General features: G+C 70.9%; 22 protein-coding genes. 11 read left to right on the forward strand and 11 right to left on the reverse strand.

Annotation, left to right across the window (positions count from 1 at the left end; all coding sequences use genetic code 11):
• Positions 1–40: 40 nt before the first annotated feature.
• From KUM40_RS01960 to KUM40_RS01980, 5 genes are all read right to left on the reverse strand, one after another.
• The gene (locus KUM40_RS01960; protein ID WP_217162126.1) at positions 41–868 is read right to left on the reverse strand and encodes an ABC transporter permease; all 828 of its coding nucleotides are present in this window, start codon (positions 866–868) and stop codon (positions 41–43) included.
• The gene (locus KUM40_RS01965) at positions 869–1801 is read right to left on the reverse strand and encodes an ABC transporter permease (RefSeq protein ID WP_217162127.1); all 933 of its coding nucleotides are present in this window, start codon (positions 1799–1801) and stop codon (positions 869–871) included.
• Positions 1801–2994: an ABC transporter ATP-binding protein gene (locus tag KUM40_RS01970; RefSeq protein WP_217162128.1), complete on the reverse strand. Its 1194-nt coding sequence runs from the start codon at positions 2992–2994 to the stop codon at positions 1801–1803. The genes KUM40_RS01965 and KUM40_RS01970 overlap by 1 nt, the downstream gene beginning before the upstream one ends.
• Positions 2995–2999: 5 nt before the next feature.
• Positions 3000–4247, reverse strand: a complete 1248-nt coding sequence (locus KUM40_RS01975) for a PotD/PotF family extracellular solute-binding protein (protein ID WP_217162129.1) — start codon at positions 4245–4247, stop codon at positions 3000–3002.
• 111 nt (positions 4248–4358) lie between these two features.
• Positions 4359–5894: a gamma-aminobutyraldehyde dehydrogenase gene (locus tag KUM40_RS01980; protein WP_217162130.1), complete on the reverse strand. Its 1536-nt coding sequence runs from the start codon at positions 5892–5894 to the stop codon at positions 4359–4361.
• A 202-nt stretch (positions 5895–6096) separates the two neighbouring features.
• Here KUM40_RS01980 and KUM40_RS01985 point away from each other — a divergent pair, with 202 nt between their 5' ends.
• Positions 6097–6717: an NADAR family protein gene (locus KUM40_RS01985; RefSeq protein ID WP_217162131.1), complete on the forward strand. Its 621-nt coding sequence runs from the start codon at positions 6097–6099 to the stop codon at positions 6715–6717.
• An 80-nt stretch (positions 6718–6797) separates the two neighbouring features.
• Here the strand turns inward: KUM40_RS01985 and KUM40_RS01990 are convergent, their stop codons facing one another.
• Together KUM40_RS01990 and KUM40_RS01995 are read right to left on the reverse strand one after the other, a co-directional pair.
• A complete protein-coding gene (locus tag KUM40_RS01990) occupies positions 6798–7247 on the reverse strand; it encodes a DUF4190 domain-containing protein (RefSeq protein ID WP_217162132.1) in 450 nt (149 codons plus the stop codon).
• Between the two features lie 73 nt (positions 7248–7320).
• Positions 7321–7986: a DUF4190 domain-containing protein gene (locus KUM40_RS01995; RefSeq protein ID WP_217162134.1), complete on the reverse strand. Its 666-nt coding sequence runs from the start codon at positions 7984–7986 to the stop codon at positions 7321–7323.
• Between the two features lie 56 nt (positions 7987–8042).
• Here KUM40_RS01995 and KUM40_RS02000 point away from each other — a divergent pair, with 56 nt between their 5' ends.
• The 3 genes from KUM40_RS02000 (at position 8043) to KUM40_RS02010 (ending at position 11263) form a co-directional block, all read left to right on the forward strand.
• Positions 8043–9209, forward strand: a complete 1167-nt coding sequence (locus KUM40_RS02000; RefSeq protein ID WP_217162136.1) for an adenosine deaminase — start codon at positions 8043–8045, stop codon at positions 9207–9209.
• Positions 9210–9223: 14 nt separating this feature from the next.
• The gene (locus KUM40_RS02005) at positions 9224–9973 is read left to right on the forward strand and encodes a glycerophosphodiester phosphodiesterase (protein ID WP_217162138.1); all 750 of its coding nucleotides are present in this window, start codon (positions 9224–9226) and stop codon (positions 9971–9973) included.
• Between the two features lie 123 nt (positions 9974–10096).
• Complete coding sequence (locus tag KUM40_RS02010; protein WP_217162139.1) at positions 10097–11263, forward strand: serine hydrolase; 1167 nt, start codon at positions 10097–10099, stop codon at positions 11261–11263.
• A gap of 65 nt (positions 11264–11328) precedes the next feature.
• On the opposite strand, the gene KUM40_RS02015 is transcribed toward KUM40_RS02010, so the two are convergent.
• From KUM40_RS02015 to KUM40_RS02025, 3 genes are all read right to left on the reverse strand, one after another.
• Entirely contained in the window at positions 11329–11880 is a 552-nt protein-coding gene (locus KUM40_RS02015; RefSeq protein WP_217162141.1) for an HXXEE domain-containing protein, read from the reverse strand.
• A 15-nt stretch (positions 11881–11895) separates the two neighbouring features.
• Positions 11896–13086: a spermidine/putrescine ABC transporter substrate-binding protein gene (locus KUM40_RS02020; RefSeq protein ID WP_217162143.1), complete on the reverse strand. Its 1191-nt coding sequence runs from the start codon at positions 13084–13086 to the stop codon at positions 11896–11898.
• Positions 13087–13296: 210 nt separating this feature from the next.
• Positions 13297–14736 carry a gamma-aminobutyraldehyde dehydrogenase gene (locus tag KUM40_RS02025; protein ID WP_217162146.1) on the reverse strand — a complete coding sequence of 480 codons (1440 nt, stop codon included), beginning with the start codon at positions 14734–14736 and terminating at the stop codon, positions 13297–13299.
• Between the two features lie 165 nt (positions 14737–14901).
• Between KUM40_RS02025 and KUM40_RS02030 the strand changes: the two genes are divergently transcribed.
• The 7 genes from KUM40_RS02030 (at position 14902) to KUM40_RS02060 (ending at position 21932) form a co-directional block, all read left to right on the forward strand.
• Positions 14902–15417: an Lrp/AsnC family transcriptional regulator gene (locus KUM40_RS02030; RefSeq protein ID WP_217162148.1), complete on the forward strand. Its 516-nt coding sequence runs from the start codon at positions 14902–14904 to the stop codon at positions 15415–15417.
• 2 nt (positions 15418–15419) lie between these two features.
• Positions 15420–16799, forward strand: a complete 1380-nt coding sequence (locus tag KUM40_RS02035; protein WP_217162154.1) for an aspartate aminotransferase family protein — start codon at positions 15420–15422, stop codon at positions 16797–16799.
• Positions 16800–17055: 256 nt separating this feature from the next.
• Positions 17056–17859 carry an ABC transporter ATP-binding protein gene (locus tag KUM40_RS02040; RefSeq protein WP_217162156.1) on the forward strand — a complete coding sequence of 268 codons (804 nt, stop codon included), beginning with the start codon at positions 17056–17058 and terminating at the stop codon, positions 17857–17859.
• Positions 17841–19298, forward strand: a complete 1458-nt coding sequence (locus KUM40_RS02045) for a hypothetical protein (RefSeq protein ID WP_217162158.1) — start codon at positions 17841–17843, stop codon at positions 19296–19298. The genes KUM40_RS02040 and KUM40_RS02045 overlap by 19 nt, the downstream gene beginning before the upstream one ends.
• Before the next feature lie 151 nt (positions 19299–19449).
• The gene (locus tag KUM40_RS02050) at positions 19450–19857 is read left to right on the forward strand and encodes a VOC family protein (RefSeq protein WP_217162160.1); all 408 of its coding nucleotides are present in this window, start codon (positions 19450–19452) and stop codon (positions 19855–19857) included.
• Positions 19858–19985: 128 nt separating this feature from the next.
• Positions 19986–21062, forward strand: coding sequence for an LOG family protein (locus KUM40_RS02055; RefSeq protein ID WP_217162466.1), 1077 nt, complete (start codon positions 19986–19988; stop codon positions 21060–21062).
• Between the two features lie 156 nt (positions 21063–21218).
• Positions 21219–21932, forward strand: coding sequence for an LAETG motif-containing sortase-dependent surface protein (locus tag KUM40_RS02060; RefSeq protein ID WP_217162161.1), 714 nt, complete (start codon positions 21219–21221; stop codon positions 21930–21932).
• Between the two features lie 63 nt (positions 21933–21995).
• Here KUM40_RS02060 and KUM40_RS02065 read toward each other — a convergent pair whose 3' ends face one another.
• Positions 21996–22805: a maleylpyruvate isomerase N-terminal domain-containing protein gene (locus KUM40_RS02065; protein ID WP_217162163.1), complete on the reverse strand. Its 810-nt coding sequence runs from the start codon at positions 22803–22805 to the stop codon at positions 21996–21998.
• Positions 22806–22809: the final 4 nt, after the last annotated feature.

Genomic DNA, 22809 nt, shown 5'->3' on the forward strand with positions numbered 1-22809 from the left:
TTGTGTCTTTACGCCTTGCGGCCTTTATGCCTTGCGGCCTTTATGCCTTGTTGCGGTTTCGGCGGTTGCCGATGGCCATGGAGACCAGAACGAACAGTACGGCGATGACGAACATGGCCGTACCGACGACATTGATCTGAACGGGCGTTCCGCGCTGGGCCGACCCCCAGACGAACATGGGGAAGGTGACGGTGGAACCCGCGTTGAAATTGGTGATGATGAAATCGTCGAAGGACAGCGCGAAGGCGAGCAGCGCGCCGGCCGCGATCCCGGGGGCGGCGATGGGCAGCGTGACCCGCACGAAGGTCTGGAAGGGACCGGCGTACAGGTCCTGCGCGGCCTGCTCCAGTCTCGGGTCCATCGACATCACGCGCGCCTTGACGGCCGTCACCACGAAGCTGAGGCAGAACATGATGTGGGCGATCAGGATCGTCCAGAACCCCAGCCGAGCGCCCATGTTGAGGAACAGGGTGAGCAGCGAGGCGGCCATCACGACCTCGGGCATCGCCATCGGCAGGAAGATCAGCGAGTTGATCGCGCCGCGTGCGCGGAAGCGGTAACGGACCAGTGCGAAGGCGATCGCCGTGCCGAGCGCGGTGGCGCCGAGCGTCGCCCAGAGGGCGATCTGGAGGCTGAGCGAGAGGGAGCCGCACAGCCCGGCGACCCCGCACGGGTCCTTCCAGGCGTCCGTGGAGAATTGCTGCCACTCGTAATTGAATCGCCCGTTCGGCTTGTTGAACGAGAACACCGTGACCACGACGTTGGGCAGCAGCAGATACGCGAGCGTCAGCAGTCCGGCGATCACGACCATATGGCGCTTGAACCAGTTGACGCTCGTGCCGAATATACGACTCCGTCGCGCGTCCATTTAAACGAGATCCTCCGTCCCGGACCTGCGGATGTAGAAGGTGACCATGGCGAGAATCGCGGCCATGAGGATGAACGAGAGCGCGGCCGCCGCCGGATAGTCCAGCACCCGCAGGAACTGGGACTGGATCACGTTGCCGATCATGCCGGTGTCGGCCGAGCCCAGCAGGGAGGCGTTGACGTAGTCGCCGGTCGCCGGGATGAAGGTGAGCAGCGTCCCGGAGACCACGCCCGGCATCGACAGCGGGAAGGTGACCTTGCGGAAGACGGTGGACGGCTTCGCGTACAGGTCCTTCGCCGCCTCGTGCAGCCGCCCGTCGATGCGCTCCAGCGAGGTGTACAGCGGCAGGATCATGAAGGGCAGGAAGTTGTACGTCAGTCCGCAGACCACCGCGAGCGGCGTGGCCAGCACCCGGTCGCCGGACGTCCAGCCGAGCCAACTGGTGACGTCCAGGACGTGCAGCGTGTTCAGGGCGCCGACGACGGGGCCGCCGTCCGCGAGGATCGTCTTCCAGGCCAGGGTGCGGATCAGGAAGCTGGTGAAGAACGGCGCGATCACCAGGATCATGATCAGGTTGCGCCAGCGGCCGGCGCGGAAGGCGATCAGGTAGGCGAGCGGATAGCCGAGCAGCAGGCACAGCACCGTCGCGGAGGCGGCGTAGGCGACCGAGCGCAGGAACTGCGGCCAGTACTCGGACAGCGCGTCCCAGTAGGTGGCGAAGTGCCAGGTGACCTTGTAGCCCTCCTCCAGCGAACCCGTCTGCACGGACGTGGAGGCCTGGTAGATCATCGGCGCCGCGAAGAAGACGACGAGCCACAGGATGCCGGGCAGCAGCAGCCAGTACGGCGTCCAGCGGCCCCTCTTGCGCGGGGGCTTCTGCTTCTCGGGCGCGGGTGGGGAGAGCGGCGGGGGCGCCTCGGTGAGGGTGGACATCAGGCGGCCTCGCCCTCGGCGATACCCGCCTCGCCCATCGTCCCTGCAAGCACGGACTGAGCGGCATCGAGCCCGAAGGTGTGCGCCGGGTTCCAGTGCAGGACGACGTCGGCGCCGGGCGCGAGCCGGGGATCGCGGTCGATGTTCTGGGCGTAGACCTCGAACTCGGGGCAGGCCGCGCAGTCGACGACGTACTGGGTGGAGACGCCGATGAAACTGGTGTTGCTGATCCTGCCGGTGACGCGGTTGCGGCCCTCGGGGACGGAGCCCGCGTCGTCGGCGTGGGTGAGGCTGATCTTCTCGGGGCGGACTCCGACGAGTACCTTGCCGCCCGCCCGGGCCGGCGCGGAACATCGGGCGCCGGGCAGTACCAGCTTGTCGCCGGCCGCCTTCACCACGACGTCGTCGCCGTTGCGGGTGTCGACCTCGGCCTCGATGAGGTTGGAGGTGCCGAGGAAGTTGGCGACGAAGGTGGTCCGCGGGTTCTCGTACAGGTCGGCGGGGGCGCCCAGTTGCTCGACGTGGCCCGCGTTCATCACGGCGACCCGGTCGGCCATCGTCATGGCCTCCTCCTGGTCGTGGGTGACGTGCACGAAAGTGATGCCGACCTCGGTCTGGATGCGCTTGAGCTCGAGCTGCATCTGGCGGCGCAGCTTGAGGTCGAGGGCGCCGAGGGGCTCGTCGAGGAGCAGCACCTTGGGGTGGTTGATCAGGGCGCGGGCGAGCGCGACGCGCTGCTGCTGGCCGCCGGAGAGCTGGTGCGGCTTCTTGCGTGCCTGCTCGCCGAGCTGGACCAGGTCGAGCATCTCCCCGACCTGCTTCTTCACGCTCTTGATGCCGCGCCGGCGCAGACCGAAGGCGACGTTCTCGAAGATGTCGAGGTGCGGGAAGAGGGCGTAGGACTGGAAGACCGTGTTGACCGGCCGTTTGTAGGGCGGGAGGGCGGTCACGTCCTGGTCGCCGAGGTGGACGGTGCCGCCGCTGGGCTCCTCCAGTCCGGCGATCATGCGCAGGGTGGTGGTCTTGCCGCAGCCGGAGGCGCCGAGCAGGGCGAAGAAGGAGCCCTGCGGCACGGTCAGGTCGAGCGGGTGCACGGCGGTGAAGGAGCCGTAGGTCTTGCTGATGCCGGTGAGGCGGACGTCGCCGCCGCGGTCCGTCGCCTCTGTCCGGCTCTTCGTCGTATGCGTCGTCATCGTCGTCACGCCCCAGTGAGCTTCGCGAACTTCTCTTCGTATGCCGTCTCTTCCTTCGAGCTCAGGGAGCGGAAGGAGTGCGACTTGGCCTGCATGGCCTGGTCGGGAATGATCAGCGGGTTGTTCGCCGCGTCCTCGTCGATCTTCGCCAGATCGTCCTTCACGCCGTCCACGGGACAGACGAAGTTGATGTAGGCCGCGAGTTGTGCGGCGGGGCCCGGCTCGTAGTAGTAGTCGATGAGCCGCTCGGCGTTCGTCTTGTGCCGCGCCTTGTTGGGGATCAGCATGTTGTCGCTCGAGGTGATGTATCCGCTGTCCGGGATGACGAAGTCGACGTCCGGGTTGTCCGCCTTGAGCTGGACGACGTCTCCGGCCCAGGCCAGACAGGCCGCGAAGTCGCCCTTGCTGATGTCGGCGGTGTAGTCGTTGCCGGTGAAGCGGCGTATCTGGCCGTTGTCGACGCCCTTCTGGAGCCGGGCGATCGCGGCGTCGTAGTCGTCGTCGGAGAAGCGGGCCGGGTCCTTGCCCATGTCGAGCAGCGTCATGCCCATGGTGTCGCGCATCTCGGTGAGGAAACCGACGCGCCCCTTGAGCTTCGGGTTGTCGAGCAGGTCGGAGACCGACTTCACCTCGACGCCGTCCAGGGCCTTCTTGTTGTAGGCGATGACGGCGGCGATGCCCTGCCAGGGGTAGGAGTAGGCGCGTCCGGGGTCCCAGTCGGGGGTGCGGAACTGGGGGGAGAGGTTGGCGAAGGCGTGCGGCAGGTTGGCCGGGTCCAGTTTCTGGACCCAGCCGAGGCGGATCAGGCGGGCGGCCAGCCAGTCGGTGAGGACGATGATGTCGCGCCCGGTCTCCTGGCCCGCGGCGAGCTGCGGCTGGATCTTGCCGAAGAACTCGCTGTTGTCGTTGATGTCCTCGGTGTAGGTGACCTTGATGCCGGTGCGTTTGGTGAACGCCTCCAGCGTGGGGTGCCGACGGCCGCTCTCGTCGACGTCCATGTACTCGGTCCAGTTGGAGAAGCGGACCTGCTTCTCCTCCTTGGAGTGGTCCTCGGCGGAGACGCCGCCCTCGGTCTTGCCGGCCGCCGGGATGCCGCAGCCGCTCAGCAGGCCGAGTCCGCCGACCGCGAGCGCGCCGCCGCTGGAGGCGCGCAGCAGTGAGCGACGGGTGAGGGCGGCCCTGCCGCCCGTGAGACTGCGCCGCATGGCGGCCACTTGGGCCGCGGACAGGCGGTCGGGCTCGTACTGCTCCATGCGCGTGGTTGCCCTTCCGGGTGGGTCGGCCGTGGTCGGCGGCCTGGCGTGACGGCTGTCGGTGCTGTCGGTGCTGTCGGCCCTATCGGTTTTATCCGGTCCTATCCGGTCCTATCGGTCCCCGAAGACGGTGCGGTGCCAGTCCTTGGCCGCCACCGCGGTGTTGTCGAACATGACGTGCTTGACCTGCGTGTACTCCTCGAAGGAGTAGGCGGACATGTCCTTGCCGAAGCCGGACGCCTGGTAACCGCCGTGCGGCATCTCGCTGATGATCGGGATGTGGTCGTTGATCCACACGCAGCCCGCCTTGATCTCGCGGGTGGCGCGGCCCGCCCGGTACACGTCCCGGCTCCAGGCGGAGGCGGCGAGCCCGTACGGCGTGTCGTTGGCCAGCCGGATGCCCTCGTCGTCGGTGTCGAAGGGCAGCACGACCAGGACGGGCCCGAAGATCTCGGACTGGACGACCTCGCTGTCCTGCGCGGCGTCCGCGACGAGGGTCGGCCGGTAGTAGGCGCCGTCCTTGAGTACACCCTGCGGTGCCTCGCCGCCGGTCACCACGCGCGCGTAGGAGCGGGCCCGGTCGACGAAGCCGGCGACGCGGTCGCGCTGGACGTGGCTGACCAGCGGGCCGAGGTCGGTGCCCGCGGCGAAGGGGTCGCCGACGCGGACGGTGTCCATGAGGGCGGCGGTCCGCTCGACGAACGCCTCGTACAGGGGCCGCTGCACGTACGCGCGCGTGGCGGCCGTGCAGTCCTGGCCGGTGTTGATGAGCGCGCCCGCGACCGCGCCGTGGACGGCGGCTTCGAGGTCGGCGTCGTCGAAGACGAGGAAGGGGGCCTTGCCGCCCAGCTCCAGGTGCAGGCGCTTGACGGTGGCGGTGGCGACCTCGGCGACGCGCTTGCCGACGGCGGTGGACCCGGTGAAGGAGGTCATGGCGACGTCGGGGTGCCCGACCAGGTGCTCGCCGGCCTCCCGCCCGGTCCCGCTGACGATGTTGATCACGCCGTCGGGGATGCCGGCGGCGGTCGCGGCCTGGGCGAACATGAGGGAGGTCAGCGGGGTGATCTCGGCGGGCTTCAGCACGATGGTGTTGCCCGCGGCGATGGCCGGGAGGATCTTCCAGGCGGCCATCTGGAGGGGGTAGTTCCAGGGTGCAATGGACCCGACGACGCCGATGGGCTCGCGGCGGACGTACGAGGTGTGGTCGCCGGAGTACTCCCCGGCCGACTGCCCCTGGAGGTGCCGGGCGGCACCGGCGAAGAAGGACGCGTTGTCGATGCTGCCCGGCACGTCGAACTCGCGGGTCAGCTTCAGTGGCTTCCCGCACTGGAGGGACTCCGCGCGGGCGAAGTCCTCGGCGCGTTCGGCGAGCACCTCGGCGAACCGGTGCAGGGCGTCCGAGCGCTCGCCCGGGGTGGCACCGGCCCAGCCGGGGAACGCCTCCCGCGCGGCGGCGACGGCCGCGTCGACGTCCTCGGAACCGGCGAGCTCATAGGTCAGGACGTCGGCACCGGTGGCCGGATCGACGACCGTGTGCGTCCGCCCGGAGGTGCCCCTGGTCAGACGGCCCGCGATGTACTGGGCCCCGTCCGCGAAGCGGTCCTGGGCCGGGAATCGGTCCTGGGTGGCGTTGCCCGGGTTGTGCATGTCGGCTCTCCTCGGTCGCCCCGTGGTGGGGGCCGGCGTGGCTCAGGCTCGATGTGAGTGCCGATCCTGACAGAGCACTAGGCCCCCAACAAGTGATTCCGTTGTTGCCATTTGGTTACGCGACGGAATCTGTCGACCAGGTGTCGAGTCGCCACGGAAAAGGACGGACGGAGTGTCAGTGGCGCGTGCCACACTCGCGTGTATGGGAGAGATCACAGGGGCGGAGGCGGAGACGGAGCGGATGACGGGGGCGGCGGTGGAGGGCATCGACAGCAGGGAGGCGCTGATCGGGCGGGTCCGGGCGGGCGCGCGGATCAAGTACCTCTGCTTCTGGGGGCACCGACCGCTCCCGGACGGCCGGATCGGACCGAGCTGTCTGAGCCAGTGGTGGCCCTCGCCCTTCACCGTGGCGGGGGTGCAGTACGCGAGCGCCGAGCACTGGATGATGGTGGGCAAGGCCCGGCTCTTCGAGGACGCGGAGGCCGAGCGACGGGTGCTCGCGGCCGGCCATCCCGCCGAGGCGAAGAAGGCGGGCCGGCTGGTGCGCGGCTTCGACGAGGCCGTGTGGGCGCGGGAGCGGTTCCGGATCGTGGTGGCGGGCAGCACCCACAAGTTCGCCTCGGACCCGGCGCTGCGGGCGTTCCTGCTGAACACGGGCGACCGAGTGCTGGTGGAGGCGAGCCCCGTGGACCGGGTGTGGGGCATCGGCCTGTCCACGACCCACGAGGCGACGACCGATCCGGAGCGCTGGCGGGGGCCGAACCTGCTGGGCTTCGCGCTGATGACGGCCAGGGAGCGGCTGAGAACGCGCGAGCAGCACTGAGCCCCGCCCGGCCCGCCCGCGGGGCGGCCTCGGGGCCGCCCCCTTCGCCGGCTACCGGGCCGGGCCCGCGGGCGCCCGGCTCAGGCGACGCTCATCAGGCTCGCGAAGGCGAGGAAGCCGAGCAGGGGCAGGATCACGGTGGCCGTGATGCCGAGCACGAGTCCGGCGGTGGCGGCGCCCTTGTTGGTGGCCTCGCCCCGGTTGGCCTTGCCGCGGCCGATCGCACCGAAGATGATCCCGAGCACGCCCAGGATGACGCCGAAGAACCAGAGGAAGAAGGTCAGACTGCACACCACGCCGATGATGCCCAGCACCAGACCCGCGGTCCCCATGCCGTTGCTCGGCTGCATCGGCATGCCGTAGCCGGGGGCATGCGGGTAGCCGACCGGTGGGGCCGCCGGGTACCCCGGCCCCTGGTTCGGACTGCCGTACCCGGGCGCGGACTGCGGGTACGCGTAACCCCCGGCGGGCGGCTGACCCGGCTGCGGCGGTGGGCCGTACCCTCCGGGTCCGGGACTGGTGTGCGACATGAACTGCTCTCCCCTCGTTGGCGTTTGACATCGTAGAGGAGAGTCCCTGGTGAGAATCCCTGGTGAGGAGGGTTCAGCTTTCCGCCGCCGCGGAGACCGGCACCGGGCGCGCGGATCCGTAGTAGGGGTCGTCGTAGTCCGAGTCGTCGTTGATGGCGGCGGTGATGCCGATGGCGATCAGCAGCATCACGGCGGCGCCGAGGATGATGCCCACGATGCCCATGACGAACCCGGCCTGCGCCTGCCCGTGGTTGTTGGCCAGGCCGTGGTCGGCCTTCCGGCGACCCTTGATCCCGAAGATCACGGCGAGGATGCCGAGCACCACGGAGACCACGCCGTACATGCAGAACAGCGCGCAGGCGAGGATGCCCAGCACCATCGACGCGGTGCCCATGCCGTTCTGCGGGGGCATCGGCATGCCGGGCCAGCCGTAGCCCTGACCGTATCCGGGGTAGCCGTAGCCGCCCGGGGCACCGGCGCCGCCCGGCGCGACCGGTGGAGGCGGCACCGGGGAATCCGGGGCGCCGAACCCGGCGTTCGGCATCGAGGTGACCGTGGGCTGGTCGTGGACCGGCGGCGGCTGCCAGGGCGGTGTGTCGGCGACGGGAGGCCGGGGCGGCTCCTGCGGCTGCCCCGCTCCGGCGCCGGCGCCCTTGTCCAGGGACGGCCCGCTCTCCGGGGGCGCCCAGGGGTCGTGACCATCCGCGGAGTTCCCGCCCGGCTGTATCGAGTCCGTCATGCCTTTGCCCCCTGGGTCGTTCGTGCCCGTCATGCTACGGTCCCGGGCCGCCCGGCGTGAGACCGGCCTACGATGATCCCCGAACCATCGATCAGCCGATCACCCGCGCCCCACCACCGCCGCCGCCGCGCGGCCCGGGGCGCCGCTTTGGGGAGGAACCCTTGACCGAGCACCTCGTCGACCCCGAGGTCCCGCGCGACCTGCACGCCTTCATCGCCGGGCTGCCCAAGGCCGAGCTGCACGTCCACCACGTCGGCTCCGCCTCCCCGCGCATCGTCTCGGAGTTGGCCGCACGCCACCCCGACTCCAAGGTCCCCACCGACCCCGAGGCACTGGTCGACTACTTCACCTTCACCGACTTCGCACACTTCATCGACGTGTACCTGTCCGTCGTCGACCTGATCCGCACCCCGGAGGACGTCCGGCTGCTGACGTACGAGGTGGCCCGGGAGATGGCCCGGCAGCAGGTGCGGTACGCCGAGCTGACGATCACCCCGTTCTCCTCCACCCGGCGCGGCATTGACGAGAGCGCCTTCATGGACGCGATCGAGGACGCCCGCAAGGCGGCCGAGGCCGAGTTCGGGACCGTACTGCGCTGGTGCTTCGACATTCCGGGCGAGGCCGGACTGGAGTCCGCGCAGGAGACGGCGCGGCTCGCCACCGACGACCGGCTGCGCCCGGAGGGCCTGGTCTCCTTCGGGCTCGGCGGACCCGAGATCGGGGTGGCCCGCCCGCAGTTCAAGCCGTACTTCGACCGGGCGATCGCCGCGGGCCTGCACTCGGTGCCGCACGCCGGCGAGACCACAGGACCGCAGACGGTGTGGGACGCCCTGACCGCACTGCGCGCCGAGCGCATCGGGCACGGCACCAGTTCCGCGCAGGACCCGAAGCTGCTGGCCCACCTCGCCGAGCACCGGATCCCGCTGGAGGTGTGCCCGACCTCTAACATCGCCACCCGGGCGGTGCGCACCCTGGACGAGCACCCGATCAAGGAGTTCACCCGCGCCGGGGTCCTGGTGACGATCAACTCCGACGACCCGCCGATGTTCGGCACCGACCTCAACAACGAGTACGCCGTCGCCGCCCGCCTCCTCGGGCTCGACGAGCGGGGACTCGCCGACCTGGCGAGGAACGGCGTCGAGGCGTCCTTCCTCGACGCGCCGGGCAAGGCTCGGATCAAGGACGAGATCGACACGTACACCGCCGCCTGGCTCGCCTCCTGAGAGTTGCCGTCATCATGAACACCCCGCGCGACCTGACCGCCGTGGCCCACCGCGGCGACCCGTACCGGCACCGCGAGAACACCGTCGACTCGCTGCGTTCCGCCCTGGACCGCGGCGCGGACGCGGTCGAGACCGACGTACGCCTCACCCGGGACGGCGTACCGGTGCTGCTGCACGACGAGACCCTCAAACGGCTGTGGCAGCAGGACCGGCCGCTGCGCTCCCTGTCCGCGGACGAGGTGCGCGGGCTGACGGCGGGCAGGGTGCCGACCCTCGCCGAGGCCCTGGCCGCGACCGAGGGCGGCCGGCTGATGCTCGACCTGCCGGGGGCGCCGGGCGAGCGCGCGGTGCGGCGCGTCGTGGACGTGGTCCGCGAGTGCGGGGCGCGGGACCGGGTGTACTACACGGCGGGTGCCGCGGCGATGCTCGCCGTGCGGGCCGCCGACCCCGCCGCCGAGATCGCCATGACCTGGACGACGTCGGCCCCGCCCCGGCCCGCGCTGCTGGCGGCGGTCCGGCCGCGGTGGCTCAACTACCGCTTCGGACTGGTGGACCGGGCCCTGGCCGACCGCGTCCACGGCGACGGCCTCCTGCTGTCCGTGTGGACCCCCGACACCCGCCGCTCCATGCGCCGGCTGCACGCCCTGGGCGTCGACTCGATCACGACCAACCGCATCGACGTCCTGTGCGCCCTGCGCGACGCGCACGCGGACCGGCCGGCACGTCCCGTACGGACTGTCCCGCACAAGTCCCCCGTCACGTAAGGGATTTCCCCGACCTCCGCTTCCGGGCAGGAGTCCTCCCCCGCGGCGATCCGGCGTGGCGGGCGGCACACGAGGATGATCGGCGACCGTCTTGCCCGTCCCTCCCGGATCCTGGAGCCGTCGATGCGTGCCCGCACCTCCTCCGTCCTCGCCGCTTCCCTGGTACTCGCCCTGTCCGCCGGACCGCTGGCGGCGCCCGCGTTCGCCGCACCGTCCACCCCTCCCACCCCGGCCGCCGCCGCGCACCGGTCGGACGGACCGGCCGCGAAGGCGCTGCGCGACGCCCTCGCCATGGTCCCTGGCGACCACGCCACGGCGGCCCTCGTACGGGTCGGCGGCACCGACGGCAGTTGGCGCGGCAGCGCGGGCGTGCACGACCTGGCCAGTGGCCGGCCTGCGGATCCGGACGCTGTCTTCCGGGCCGGTTCGGTCACCAAGGTCGTCACGGCCGCCACCGTCCTGCGGCTCGCGGCACAGGACCGTGTCGACCTGGACGCCCCGGTGCAGCACTACCTTCCCGGCGTGTTCACCCCGGACTTCGACCAGCCGATCAGCGTCCGCCAACTGCTGAACCACACCAGCGGCATCCAGGCGGGCGACGGGCTCGGCGACGACTTCGCCGAGCTGTACGCGCACCGCTTCGACACCCTCACCCCGCGGGAGGTCGTGGCGTCGGCGATCGCGAAGGGGCCGGAGTTCTGCCCGGGCAAACGGCAGCACTACCTCAACATCAACTACACGGTCCTCGGGCTGCTGATCGAGAAGGTGACGGGACACTCCTACGCCACCGAGGCCACGCGCCTGGTCCTGCGCCCGGCGAGGATGTGGCACACGTACTTCCCGGGCACCGACCCGCGCATCCGGGGCCCGCACAACCGGGGTTACCAGAGGGTGGAACGGCCGGACGGTACGACGGAGCTGCTCGACGTGACCGAGTGGAACCAGGCGGACCGCTGGGCGGCCGGTGACATGATCTCGACGACGGCCGACCTGGAACGGCTGCTCACCTCCCTGTTCCGGGGGCGGATCGTGCCCCGGCCGCAGTTGGAGGAGATGTTCACGACCCCGGCGGGCCTTCCGGACGCGACCCGCAGCGCGGGGCTCCAGTACAAGAAGGTGGGTGACATCACCTTCTGGGGCAAGTCGGGCTCCCGCTACGGCTACAGCGCGCTCATCGGCGGCACCCGCGACCTGTCCCGCACCCTCGTCTACTCGGTCAACGCCACGGACGCCAAGAGCACGGAGCCGAACCCCGTGATCGATGGAATCGTCGCGGCCGCGCTGAAGTAGCTCCCGTCAGTCCACGCCAGTCCCTGTCAGTCCCCGTCAGCCGCTGACCGGCTGCTTGCCGGCCGTCAGCCGCTGACCGTCAGCCGCCGTGCCACCACATGCGCCGCGACCGTCGCCGCGCCCGCGAAGCCCAGGCCCACGGCGAGATCACGCGGGCGGGTGGCGCGCAGGACGTCGGCGCGGCGCAGGCGACGTCGGGCCCAGAGGGTGAACGGGACGACGATCAGCGGAGAGGTCGCCGACCCGGGCGTGTAGCCGCGCGCCAGACCCGCCTGCGCGAGGTGGACCAGGCCGTGCAGGCCGAAGGCGTTGAGCGCGGTCTGGTAGGTGGCCGACCGGCCGCCGGTCAGGCGTCCCGCGACGGACGCGGAGGTCACGACCGCGGCCATCGCGCCGACGGCCACCGCGAACTCCCGCCCGCCGACCGACTCGGCCCGCCGCCAGACGGCCTCCGGCACGGTGGGGTACCGCTCGCGCAGGGCGGGGAGGTTGCGCCGCCACCAGCCTGGCATGGCCGCCAGTTCCTCCAGGTCGTGCAGGGCCCAGGCGGCCAGCAGCCCCAGGGTGACCGCACCCCCCACGCCTTCGCCATTTGATGACCCATTTGATGACTTCATCACATGATCAGTCTGCTATACCCCCACGATCCCGTTCCACCGCTTCGCGAACTCCGTCCGCTCCCCCGCCGCGATGTCCCGTGCGATCGCGAGCCGCCCGCGCATCGCCGCGTCCGGGAAGATCAGCGGGTCCTCGGCCAGGGCGGCGGTCTCCTCGTCGTCGGAGGAGGCGAGCACGTCCTGGGCGGCGGGGACCGGGCAGACGTAGTTGACCCAGGCGGCCAGCTCCGCGGCGACCTCGGGCTGGTAGTAGTAGTCGATCAGCCGCTCGGCGTTGGCCTTGTGCCGGGCCAGGTTGGGGATCATGAGGGACTCCGCCCACAGTTCGGCGCCCTCCTGCGGGACGACGAACTCGATGTCGGGGTCGTCCGCCTGGAGCTGGATCACGTCACCGGAGTAGGCCTGGCAGGCGAGCACGTCACCGCTGGAGAGGTCCTTGATGTAGTCGTTGCCGGTGAAGCGGCGGATCTGGCCCTTGCCGACCTGCTTCTCCACCTGGTCGCAGATGAGGTGGAAGTCGTCCGCCTTCCAGTCGGTGATGTCCACGCCGTTGCCCTGCATCAGCAGCGCGAACGCCTCGTCCATCCCCGACAGCAGGGTGACCCGGCCCTTGAGGTCGGCCGCCCACAGGTCGGACACGTGCCGGATCTCCCGACCGAGCCTGCGGCGGTTGTACGCGATGCCGGTGATGCCCGACTGCCAGGGCACGGTGAACTTCCGGCCCGGGTCGAAGGCGGGCGAACGCAGCAGCGGGTCGAGGTACTTGGTGACGTTCGGCTGGCGGGAGCGGTCCATCTCCTGCACCCAGCCGAGCCGCACGAACCGCCCGCACATCCAGTCGCTGATGACGACGAGGTCGCGGCCGGTGGGCTGGTGGTTCATCAGGGACGGGCTGATCTTGCCGAAGAACTCGTCGTTGTCGTTGATCTCCTCGATGTACTCCACGGAGATGCCGGTCCGCTCCTCGAACGCCTCCAGGGTGGGCCGCCGGCTCGGGTGCTCGTCGTCGGTGTCGATGTAGAGCGGCCAGTTCGCCCAGGTCAGCCGTCGTTCGGTAGCGGACCTGTCGGTCGCGGCCCGGTCGCCCGGCGCGACGTACGCGGCCGGCACACCGCAGCCGGCCAGCGCGCCGGCCGCGGCGGAACCGCCCAGCGTCCGCAGCAGGGCCCGGCGGGAGAGCGAGGGCGTCTTCGAGAGCAGGGGCATGGCCGCAGGATGCCGCGCCCGCCGTGGCGCGGACAATGGACGCTGCGTCGAGCGCCTCCGTCCAGGCCCGACACCCTGTCGACCGGGGCCGGTTCACGGTTCACACACCGCGGCCCCGGACGGAGGGCTTCCGTCCGGGGCCGCGCGCACACCGGGTTCGTCAGACGGTCCGACGGGGTCCGAGGGTCGGACCGGCGGACCGCGAGACGGTCAGACGTCCAGGGACGTCATCACGTGCTTGATCCGCGTGTAGTCGTCGAAGCCGTACGACGACAGGTCCTTGCCGTAGCCGGACTTCTTGAAGCCGCCGTGCGGCATCTCGGCGACCAGCGGGATGTGGGTGTTGATCCACACGCAGCCGAAGTCCAGCTTCTTGGACATCCGCATGGCGCGGCCGTGGTCCTTGGTCCACACCGAGGAGGCCAGCGCGTACTCGACGCCGTTGGCCCACTCGACGGCCTGGTCCTCGTCACGGAAGGACTGGACGGTGATGACGGGGCCGAAGACCTCGTTCTGGATGATCTCGTCGTCCTGCTTGAGGCCGGAGACGACGGTCGGGGCGTAGAAGTAGCCCTTGTCGCCGACCCGGTGGCCGCCCGCCTCGACCTTGGCGTGCGCGGGCAGCCGCTCGATGAACCCGGAGACCTGCTTGAGCTGGTTGGGGTTGTTCAGCGGGCCGTACAGCACGTCCTCGTCGTCGGGCCGGCCGGTTTTGGTCTCGGCCGCCGCCTTGGCGAGGGCGCCGACGAACTCGTCGTGGATCGACTCGTGGACGAGGACGCGGGCGGCCGCCGTACAGTCCTGGCCGGCGTTGAAGTAGCCCGCGACCGAGATGTCCTCGACGGCCTTGGGGATGTCGGTGTCCTCGAAGACGACGACGGGGGCCTTGCCGCCCAGCTCCAGGTGGACGCGCTTGAGGTCCTTCGACGCCGACTCGGCGACCGACATGCCGGCCCGCACGGAGCCGGTGATGGAGGCCATCGCCGGGGTCTCGTGCTCGACCATCAGACGGCCGGTGTCGCGGTCGCCGCAGACGACGTTGAAGACGCCCTTGGGGACGACCGAGCCGATGATGTCGGCCATCAGGGCCGTGGACGCGGGGGTGGTGTCCGAGGGCTTGAGGACGACCGTGTTGCCCGCGGCGAGCGCCGGGGCGAACTTCCACACGGCCATCATCATCGGGTAGTTCCACGGCGCGACCTGCGCGCAGACGCCGATCGGCTCGCGGCGCACGAAGGAGGTCAGACCCTCCATGTACTCACCGGCGCCGCGTCCCTCCAGCATCCGCGCCGCGCCCGCGAAGAAGCGGATCTGGTCGACCACCGGCGGGATCTCCTCGGAACGGGTCAGCCCGATGGGCTTGCCCGTGTTCTCCACCTCGGCCGCGATCAGCTCCTCGGCCCGCTCCTCGAACGCGTCCGCGATCTTGAGGAGGGCCTTCTGCCGCTCGGCCGGGACCAGGTCCCGCCACGCCGGGAAGGCCGCGGCGGCGGCCGCCATGGCGGCGTCGACGTCCGCCCGGCCGGACAGGGGGGCGGTCGCGTAGGCCTCGCCCGTCGCGGGGTTGACCACTTCCGTGGTCCGTCCGTCGGCGGCGTCCCGGAACTCACCGTCGATGTAATTGCGCAGACGACGCAGCTCGGTGCTCACTGCCGGCCCTCCAAGTTCGGGTGTCCAGTAACTGAGACACCCACCCTAGACGGAGTCCCGACGTTTTCAACACCCCCGGTCGCCTCCAGGGTGCGAAATCCGCAGACTCAGACGATTCAAACAACGAATTTCATCGATCTGGCCTTGCGAAACTGTCGATACGTCGTGCACAGTGAAGCCGTGGCCAGTCGAAGCGCAGACCAGAAGGACTCCCGCGAGTCCAGGAACGGCGGTCCCCAGTTGGACGCCGTCTCCCTCGCCATCATCGAGCAGCTCCAGGAGGACGGCCGACGGCCGTACGCCGCCATCGGCAAGGCCGTGGGCCTGTCGGAGGCGGCCGTGCGCCAGCGCGTCCAGAAGCTCCTCGACCAGGGCGTGATGCAGATCGTCGCCGTCACCGACCCGCTCACCGTGGGCTTCCGGCGCCAGGCGATGGTCGGCGTCAACGTCGAGGGGGACGTGGAGTCCGTCGCCGAGGCGCTGTCGGCCATGTCGGAATGCGAGTACGTGGTGATGACCGCGGGCTCCTTCGACCTGATGGTGGAGGTCGTCTGCGAGGACGACGACCACCTCCTGGAGGTCATCAACCGCCGCATCCGGGCCGTGCCCGGGGTGCGCTCCACCGAGAGCTTCGTCTACCTCAGGCTCAAGAAGCAGACCTATATGTGGGGAACCCGATAATCGTGAGCACCGACAGCCCCAACCCCAAGGACCTCAGCAGGACCGCGTACGACCACCTGTGGATGCACTTCACCCGCATGTCGTCGTACGAGAACGCCCCCGTCCCCACCATCGTCCGCGGTGAGGGCACCCACATCTACGACGACAAGGGCAAGCGCTACCTCGACGGTCTCGCCGGCCTGTTCGTGGTCCAGGCCGGACACGGCCGCACGGAGCTGGCCGAAGCCGCCGCGAAGCAGGCGCAGGAGCTCGCCTTCTTCCCGGTGTGGTCCTACGCCCACCCCAAGGCCGTCGAGCTGGCCGAGCGCCTGGCGGTCGAGGCCCCCGGCGACCTGAACAAGGTCTTCTTCACCACCGGCGGCGGCGAGGCGGTCGAGACGGCCTGGAAGCTCGCCAAGCAGTACTTCAAGCTGACCGGCAAGCCGACCAAGTACAAGGTCATCTCCCGCGCGGTCGCCTACCACGGCACCCCGCAGGGCGCCCTGTCCATCACCGGCCTGCCCGCCCTCAAGGCCCCCTTCGAGCCGCTCGTCCCGGGCGCGCACAAGGTGCCGAACACCAACATCTACCGCGCGCCGCTCTTCGGCGACGACCCCGAGGCCTTCGGCCGCTGGGCCGCCGACCAGATCGAGCAGGAGATCCTGTTCGAGGGCGCGGACACGGTCGCGGCCGTCTTCCTGGAGCCCGTGCAGAACGCCGGCGGCTGCTTCCCGCCCCCGCCCGGCTACTTCCAGCGGGTGCGCGAGATCTGCGACCAGTACGACGTGCTGCTCGTCTCGGACGAGGTCATCTGCGCCTTCGGCCGCCTGGGCACGACCTTCGCCTGCGACAAGTTCGGCTACGTCCCGGACATGATCACCTGCGCCAAGGGCATGACCTCGGGCTACTCCCCGATCGGCGCCTGTGTCATCTCCGACCGCCTGGCGGAGCCGTTCTACAAGGGCGACAACACCTTCCTGCACGGCTACACCTTCGGCGGCCACCCGGTCTCCGCCGCGGTGGGCATCGCCAACCTCGACCTCTTCGAGCGCGAGGGCCTCAACCAGCACGTCCTCGACAACGAGGGCGCCTTCCGCGCCACCCTCGAGAAGCTGCACGACCTGCCGATCGTCGGCGACGTCCGCGGCAACGGCTTCTTCTACGGCATCGAACTGGTCAAGGACAAGAACACCAAGGAATCCTTCAACGAGGAGGAGACCGAGCGTGTCCTGTACGGCTTCCTCTCCAAGAAGCTCTTCGAGAACGGCCTGTACTGCCGTGCCGACGACCGCGGCGACCCGGTCATCCAGCTCGCCCCGCCGCTGATCTCCCACCAGGAGACCTTCGACGAGATCGAGCAGATCCTGCGCGCCACGCTGACGGAGGCGTGGACGAAGCTCTGATCACCGGTCCGCGAGCCTCTGGCTCCGCTTGTTCCGCTTGTTCCGCTTGTTCCGCTTGTTCCGATCTTCCTTTCGGATCATCACTTCGGCCCCGGCGCCGCCCGTTCGAGTGAGACACGGCGGCCCGGGGCCCGGTGCTGTCCGGCCTCCCGCCGGGGACTGCCTAGCGTGCCCAGTGACCGATCGGCCCCGTCTTCGTTCCCCCGGAAGGGGGACGTGACCGGGGAAATACGGATCTGAACCGAGGTGTACGCCCATGGAGGCTCCGCCGGACAACGACGTGCTCTGGGCCCGCGCCCTGCACTTCCAGCACCACGACGGCTCCCCCGCGCTGCAAGGCGTGTCGCTCGGCGTGCGCGAGGGCGAGATCCTCGCCGTGAGCGGCCCGCGCGGCAGCGGCAAGACCACGCTGTTGCGCTGCCTGTCCGGGCTGGTGAAGCCGCAGGACGGCGAGGTGTGGTTCAACAGTGTGCCGGTGCACACCATGGGTCCCCTCAGCCGCGAGCGGCTGCGCCGCGACCGCTTCGGCTGGATCGATCCCACCCCGGTGCTCGTCCCGGAGCTGAACGCCTGGGAGAACGCGGCGCTCCCTCTGATGCTGCGCGGCACCGGGCGGCGCCGGGCCAAGACCGCCGCCCTGGAGTGGCTGGACCGCCTCGACGTCGGCGACAAGGCGCGCAGGCGCCCGCACGAACTCCGGCAGGCCGAGCGGCAGCGCGTCTGCATCGCCCGCGCGCTCGCCGTCGCCCCGGCGGTCCTCTTCGCCGACGAGCCGACGGCGCCCCTGCACCGCGCCGACCGTGCCCAGGTCCTGCGGACGCTCACCACGGCGGCCCGCTCGCACGGCATCACCGTCCTGCTCGCCACCCACGAGGCGCAGACGGCCGCCCTGGCCGACCGCGCGGTGGCTCTCCTTGACGGACGGCGGGTACGGACCGTGCACCTGCCTCCGCTCGCGGAGACCACGGTGGCCACGGGGGCTGCCGGGTCTGCCGGGTCCGCCGGGTCCGCCGGGTCCGCCGGAACGGAAGGCCGGGCGGCGTGCTCGCTCTCCGCCTGACCCGCACGGCCCACCTCGCCGTCCACCTGCGCCGCCTGCTGGTCGCGGTGGCCTCGGCGGGCACGGGCTTCCTGCTGCTGTGCGCCCTCGGACACGCGCTGAGCCACCCCGACACGCCCGGCGCCTCCGCTCTCCGCCTGGCCTGGTGCGCGGCCCCCCTCGCCGCCACGGTGTACCTCGCCGTCGCCGTGGCCCACACCGATCCCGGTACCCGGCCCCGCTCCGGACTGTCGGCGATCGGCCTGGGCCCGGGCCGCCTGATGGCCGTCTCGGCGACGACCACGGCCCTGTCCGGCGTGCTCGGTTCGGTGGTGGCCCTGCTCGTCTTCCTCCACCTGCGCGGCGACCTGACGGGCGGCCTGCCCTTCGACGGCGTGGCGGCGGACGCCCTGGCGGTCGGCCAGTCCCTCCCCGCCCCGGCCGTCCTGACCCTGCTGACCCTCGTACCGGCCGTCGCGTCGGCCGCGGTGGCGCACACGCTGCGCCCCCGCGAGCCTCGGTCCACCCGGGCCAACGCCACCCGCGGGTACGGCCGCTTCGGCGCGTACGGCTGGGGCAAGGCCCGCGAGACCTTCGGCGCCTACGGCCGCTTCGGCGCCCGCGCCGCCGAGCCCGCCAGCGCTCGTGCCGCCGGTGACGCCCCCGCCGGGGAAGGCACCCTGCTCACGCAGGCCAGTGACACCCGCCCGACAGCGGCAGCGGCAGCGGCAACGGCAACGGCGGTGACAGCGGCAGCCGAAACGGCGACCGCGGCTGGAGCTGCGACTGGGGCTGCGGCTGCGGCTGCGGCTGGGGCGGACGGCACCGCGCGGACGCCGGACGACCCGCCCGGTCCTGCTCCCCGCCCGCAGAACAGCACCGTCCTCCCCTGGGGCATCGCCGTACTCGCCGCGGGCCTCACCGTCGAGACCTACACCGGCAACGCGGCCGGCGCGCCCGACCCCGGCACCGCCCCCTCCGCCGGTGTCCTGATCGGCTGGGCCCTCACCGCCCTGGGTCTCGCCCTGGCCGGGCCCGGCCTCACCCAGTTGTGCGGCCGTCTGCTCCAGGCCGCCCGCCCCGGCGCCCTGCGTCTCCTGGCCGGCCGCGTCCTCATGGAGGAGTCGCACCGCATCGGCCGTCCCCTCGGCGTGGTGGCCGCCGTCGCCGCCGCGGCGTACGTGTCCACCACGGTGTACGACGGCGACGGACCGGCCTTCGGCCCACTGAGCACCCTGGGAGCCGTCCTCGTGGCGGGCTGCACGGTGGCCACCCTCCTCACCGCGGCCGTCGAGGCCAGACACGCCCGTGCCGACACCAGGGACGCCCTGCTGCGGTTGGGCGCGCCCCCGACCACCCTGCGCGCCGCCGCGGCCGTGCGAGCCGCCGCCCTGCTCGCCCTGTTCGGTCCGCTGACCCTGATCGTCGCGGTGCTGGCGGCGCTGCCGCTGACCCACTGACCCACCGACCCCGCTGCCCCGCTGCCCCGCGGAGAACCCTTCGAAGAACTTCTCGAAGAAAGTCGCGAACCGGCGATGAGTTCCGCGGGCCCGTCCCGTCTACCTCTTCGAACGGCACGACAACAGCAGCGCCCCGACGGGAGAGGCCCCCATGTACCAGCAGATGATCTTCCTGAACCTGGCCACCAACGACCTCGACGCCTCCAAGAAGTTCTTCGTCGAGCTGGGGTACGAGATCAACGCCCAGTTCAGCGACGACACCACCGCCTCGATCCCGCTCAGCGAGACCATCGTCGTGATGGTGCACACGCCGCAGAAGTACCGCGAGTTCACGAAGAAGGAGATCGTGGACTCGACGAAGTCCAGCGAGGTGCTGATCGCGCTGAGCGCCGAGAGCCGCGAGAAGGTCGACGAGCTGGTGGAGAAGGCGGTCGCGGCCGGCGGCTCGGTCACCGGCGAGACCCAGGACCACGGCTTCATGTACGGCCGTGCCTTCGACGACGTCGACGGCCACACCTTCGAGGTCGTGTGGATGGACCCGGCGGCGGTCCAGGGCTGATCCGGGCGCAGGCCTAGCATGGGCGGGTGGATCCGACACCCGCCCAGCCCAAGGCCCGCCCACAGCCCGGGTCACCGTCCCAGTCCCAGTCCCAGTCCCAGTCCCACCACGCCTCTCACGACCGGGAGATCGAGAGCCTCGCCGAGTTCGACCGGGTCGTCTCGGCGCACGGCACTCTCGCCCATCACCGCGTCCAGGCCGTCGACCTGACGGCCCGTACGGACGCCCTGCTCGCCGCGGACCCCACGGGCGCCGTCTTCCTCGGCTGCCCGATGGACCCCGGCGCGGCCGCCCGGGTGCGCGCCGCCGGCGCCCTGGTCTTCCCGCCCATACCGGGCCTGCCCGTAGACCCCTACCGGGGCCACGTCTACTCCCCCGGCGAGCTGTACGCCTCTCTCGACGAGGGCTACGAGGCGACACCCGACGCCCTCGCCTACGACTGGTTCCAGCAGACCAGGACCGACGGGGACGTCTTCGCCTCCATGCTGCGCGCGATCCACGACGACGCCGTGTCGGACGCGCTGGACGAACTCGTCGCCGGCGCCCGGGTGGTGGGTGTCATGGGTGGACACGCCATGGCGCGCGGCACCCTGGAGTACGCGGGCGCCGCGCGCCTGGGGCGCGAACTGGCCCGCGCCGGTCTCACGGTGGCCACGGGCGGCGGCCCGGGCGCGATGGAGGCGGCGAACCTCGGCGCGTACGCGGCCCCGTTCGACGACGGGATGCTCGACGACGCCCTGACGCTGCTCGCCAAGGTCGCCTCGTTCACGCCGTCGATCGCCGACTGGGCGCGGTCCGCCTTCGAGGTGCGCGAACGCTGGCCCGGTGGCGGTGGATCGGTCGGCATCCCGACCTGGTTCTACGGCCACGAGCCGCCCAACGCCTTCGCCGCGCACATCGCCAAGTACTTCGCCAACGCGACCCGCGAGGACGGCCTGCTGGCCCGCTCCAACGCGGGCGTGGTGTTCCTGCCGGGCGCGGCCGGCACCCTCCAGGAGATCTTCGACAACGCGACGCCGAACTACTACGAGTCGCGCGGCGAGCCCACGCCGATGGTGCTCGTGGACCGGGAGCACTGGACCCGGACGCTGCCGGCGTGGCCGCTGCTGACCTCGCTGGCGAAGGGGCGCGCTATGGAGTCCCGGATCGCACTGGTCGACCGGATCGAGGAGGCTCCCGAGGCACTGAAACGTGTCGGCGGTTAATAAGGCGGTAAAGTCAACAGCCGTGGCTGGCATATGCGTTGACAGTTCTTATGCACCGCTTATAGACCAGTGAGGCTCATGGGTGTGCTGATGCCGTCTCTTCGAGCGTCGGCACTCTCTCCACCCCCCGCATCTGCGCTCCCGTAAAGGACAAAAGTGGCAGTCCTGTCCATAATCAGCCGCACGGCATCACGCCGTAGCGTCCGCGCCCTCGGCGTCGTCGCCGCCTCCGCGGCCCTGGCACTCAGCGCCTCCGGCACCGCCCTCGCCTGCAACATCAGCGAGTTCTCCGCCGCCGCCGAGTGCGACGGCGAGAAGGGTGTCATCACCGTCACCGACGTGGACCCCGCCGGCGTCCCGGCCACCGTCACCGTCTACCTGCAGAACAACGGTGCCGACGCCGAGAAGGTCGGCCAGCAGACGGTCAAGGGCACGCGCGAGGGCAGCACCATCACCTTCGCCGCCGACTGGAAGCCGAACGCGGAGTACCGCATCCACGTCAAGGCCGCCCAGTACGTCGACGAGGACATCAAGCCGAACCTCACGACCCCGTCGACCCCCTGCAAGACCGAGGACACGCCGACCCCGACCCCGTCGGAGAGTTCCTCGACCCCGTCCGACGAGACGGAGACCCCGGCCCCCGAGCCGTCCACCTCGGCCCCCGCGCCGTCGCAGGACGAGAGCACCGCTCCGGCGGCCGTGCCGAACGACAACGCACCGTCCCCGGCGGCCGGTGACTCCAACCTCGCCGAGACCGGTGCCAACTCCAACACCGGCATGATCGCCGGCATCGCGGCGGCCCTGGTCGCCGTCGGTGGTGGCGCGGTCTTCTTCGGCCTGCGCCGTCGCGGAGCGAACAGCAGTAGCTGACGCCCGCACTGCGGTTCACGCACGGCGGTGGCCCGTCCCGATCCGGGGCGGGCCACCGTCGTGTCAGCCGAACGTCGCCTTTTCCAGCCAGAGTTCGAGCAGCCCCCGGTCACCGAGCACCTCGAGTCCCGGGGCGTCCAGCGGCAGTCGGCCGTAGAAGGCCAGCAGCACGTCCGTGAGCGGGCCGTGCAGCACCACGGTGGCCTTGGTGGCCTTCTCGTGGCCTCGGCGCCAGATGATGCCGTCGTCGGGAAGCTCGATCAGCCACTCGGCGTTCAGTTCCGCCGGGGTGTCGGTGGCGTGCAGGTGAAGGCTGCTGCCCGGGGCGCGCAGTTCGTTCACCGCCGCGCCGGGAAGGACCCGCTGCACGAACCGCACGATGTCCAGCCACTCGTCGACCGCGTCGGCCGCCACGTCGGGCGCGACCGCCGGGAGCGGCAGGTCCGCCGCCAGTGCGGCGTCCGCGCCGTGGACGACGAGTTCGTGGGTCACCCGCCGCGCCCAGAAGCCCGCCGTGTCGATACCGGCCCATGACCACGCGTGCGCGTCCGGTCCGGCCTCCCGCAACGCCTCGACGACCACCTCGCCGGACTCCGCCAGCCACGCGTCCAGCGCCGCCGCGTCCCCGGTCGTCGCGGGCCCCTCGGTGCCCGGTGCGCGGTCCATCGGGACGTCCTCCTCGGCGCGGGTGCCGACGATCAGCCCGGTCCAGCGCAGGGCCCGGCCCACGTGCCGCACCAGATCCTCCAGGGTCCAGTCCGGGCAGGTCGGCACGGTGGCGGACAGGTCCGCACCGGACGTGACCACGGCCCTGAGCCCGGCCGTCATGTGAACGATTTCGTCGCAGTACCGGTCGTGCGCGAGGAGTGTCATGCGG

It is taken from the genome of Streptomyces sp. AC512_CC834 (assembly GCF_019049325.1).
Lineage (GTDB): Bacteria > Actinomycetota > Actinomycetes > Streptomycetales > Streptomycetaceae > Streptomyces.

Coding starts and splice junctions, on each gene's coding strand:
- KUM40_RS01980 (WP_217162130.1), bottom strand. CDS start 5,894: ATGCACAACCCGGGCAACGCCACCCAGGACCGATTCCCGGCCCAGGAC.
- KUM40_RS02040 (WP_217162156.1), top strand. CDS start 17,056: ATGGAGGCTCCGCCGGACAACGACGTGCTCTGGGCCCGCGCCCTGCAC.
- KUM40_RS01970 (WP_217162128.1), bottom strand. CDS start 2,994: ATGACGACGCATACGACGAAGAGCCGGACAGAGGCGACGGACCGCGGC.
- KUM40_RS01960 (WP_217162126.1), bottom strand. CDS start 868: ATGGACGCGCGACGGAGTCGTATATTCGGCACGAGCGTCAACTGGTTC.
- KUM40_RS02005 (WP_217162138.1), top strand. CDS start 9,224: ATGAACACCCCGCGCGACCTGACCGCCGTGGCCCACCGCGGCGACCCG.
- KUM40_RS01995 (WP_217162134.1), bottom strand. CDS start 7,986: ATGACGGACTCGATACAGCCGGGCGGGAACTCCGCGGATGGTCACGAC.
- KUM40_RS01985 (WP_217162131.1), top strand. CDS start 6,097: ATGGGAGAGATCACAGGGGCGGAGGCGGAGACGGAGCGGATGACGGGG.
- KUM40_RS01965 (WP_217162127.1), bottom strand. CDS start 1,801: ATGTCCACCCTCACCGAGGCGCCCCCGCCGCTCTCCCCACCCGCGCCC.
- KUM40_RS02010 (WP_217162139.1), top strand. CDS start 10,097: ATGCGTGCCCGCACCTCCTCCGTCCTCGCCGCTTCCCTGGTACTCGCC.
- KUM40_RS02065 (WP_217162163.1), bottom strand. CDS start 22,805: ATGACACTCCTCGCGCACGACCGGTACTGCGACGAAATCGTTCACATG.
- KUM40_RS02015 (WP_217162141.1), bottom strand. CDS start 11,880: ATGAAGTCATCAAATGGGTCATCAAATGGCGAAGGCGTGGGGGGTGCG.
- KUM40_RS01990 (WP_217162132.1), bottom strand. CDS start 7,247: ATGTCGCACACCAGTCCCGGACCCGGAGGGTACGGCCCACCGCCGCAG.
- KUM40_RS02050 (WP_217162160.1), top strand. CDS start 19,450: ATGTACCAGCAGATGATCTTCCTGAACCTGGCCACCAACGACCTCGAC.
- KUM40_RS01975 (WP_217162129.1), bottom strand. CDS start 4,247: ATGGAGCAGTACGAGCCCGACCGCCTGTCCGCGGCCCAAGTGGCCGCC.
- KUM40_RS02020 (WP_217162143.1), bottom strand. CDS start 13,086: ATGCCCCTGCTCTCGAAGACGCCCTCGCTCTCCCGCCGGGCCCTGCTG.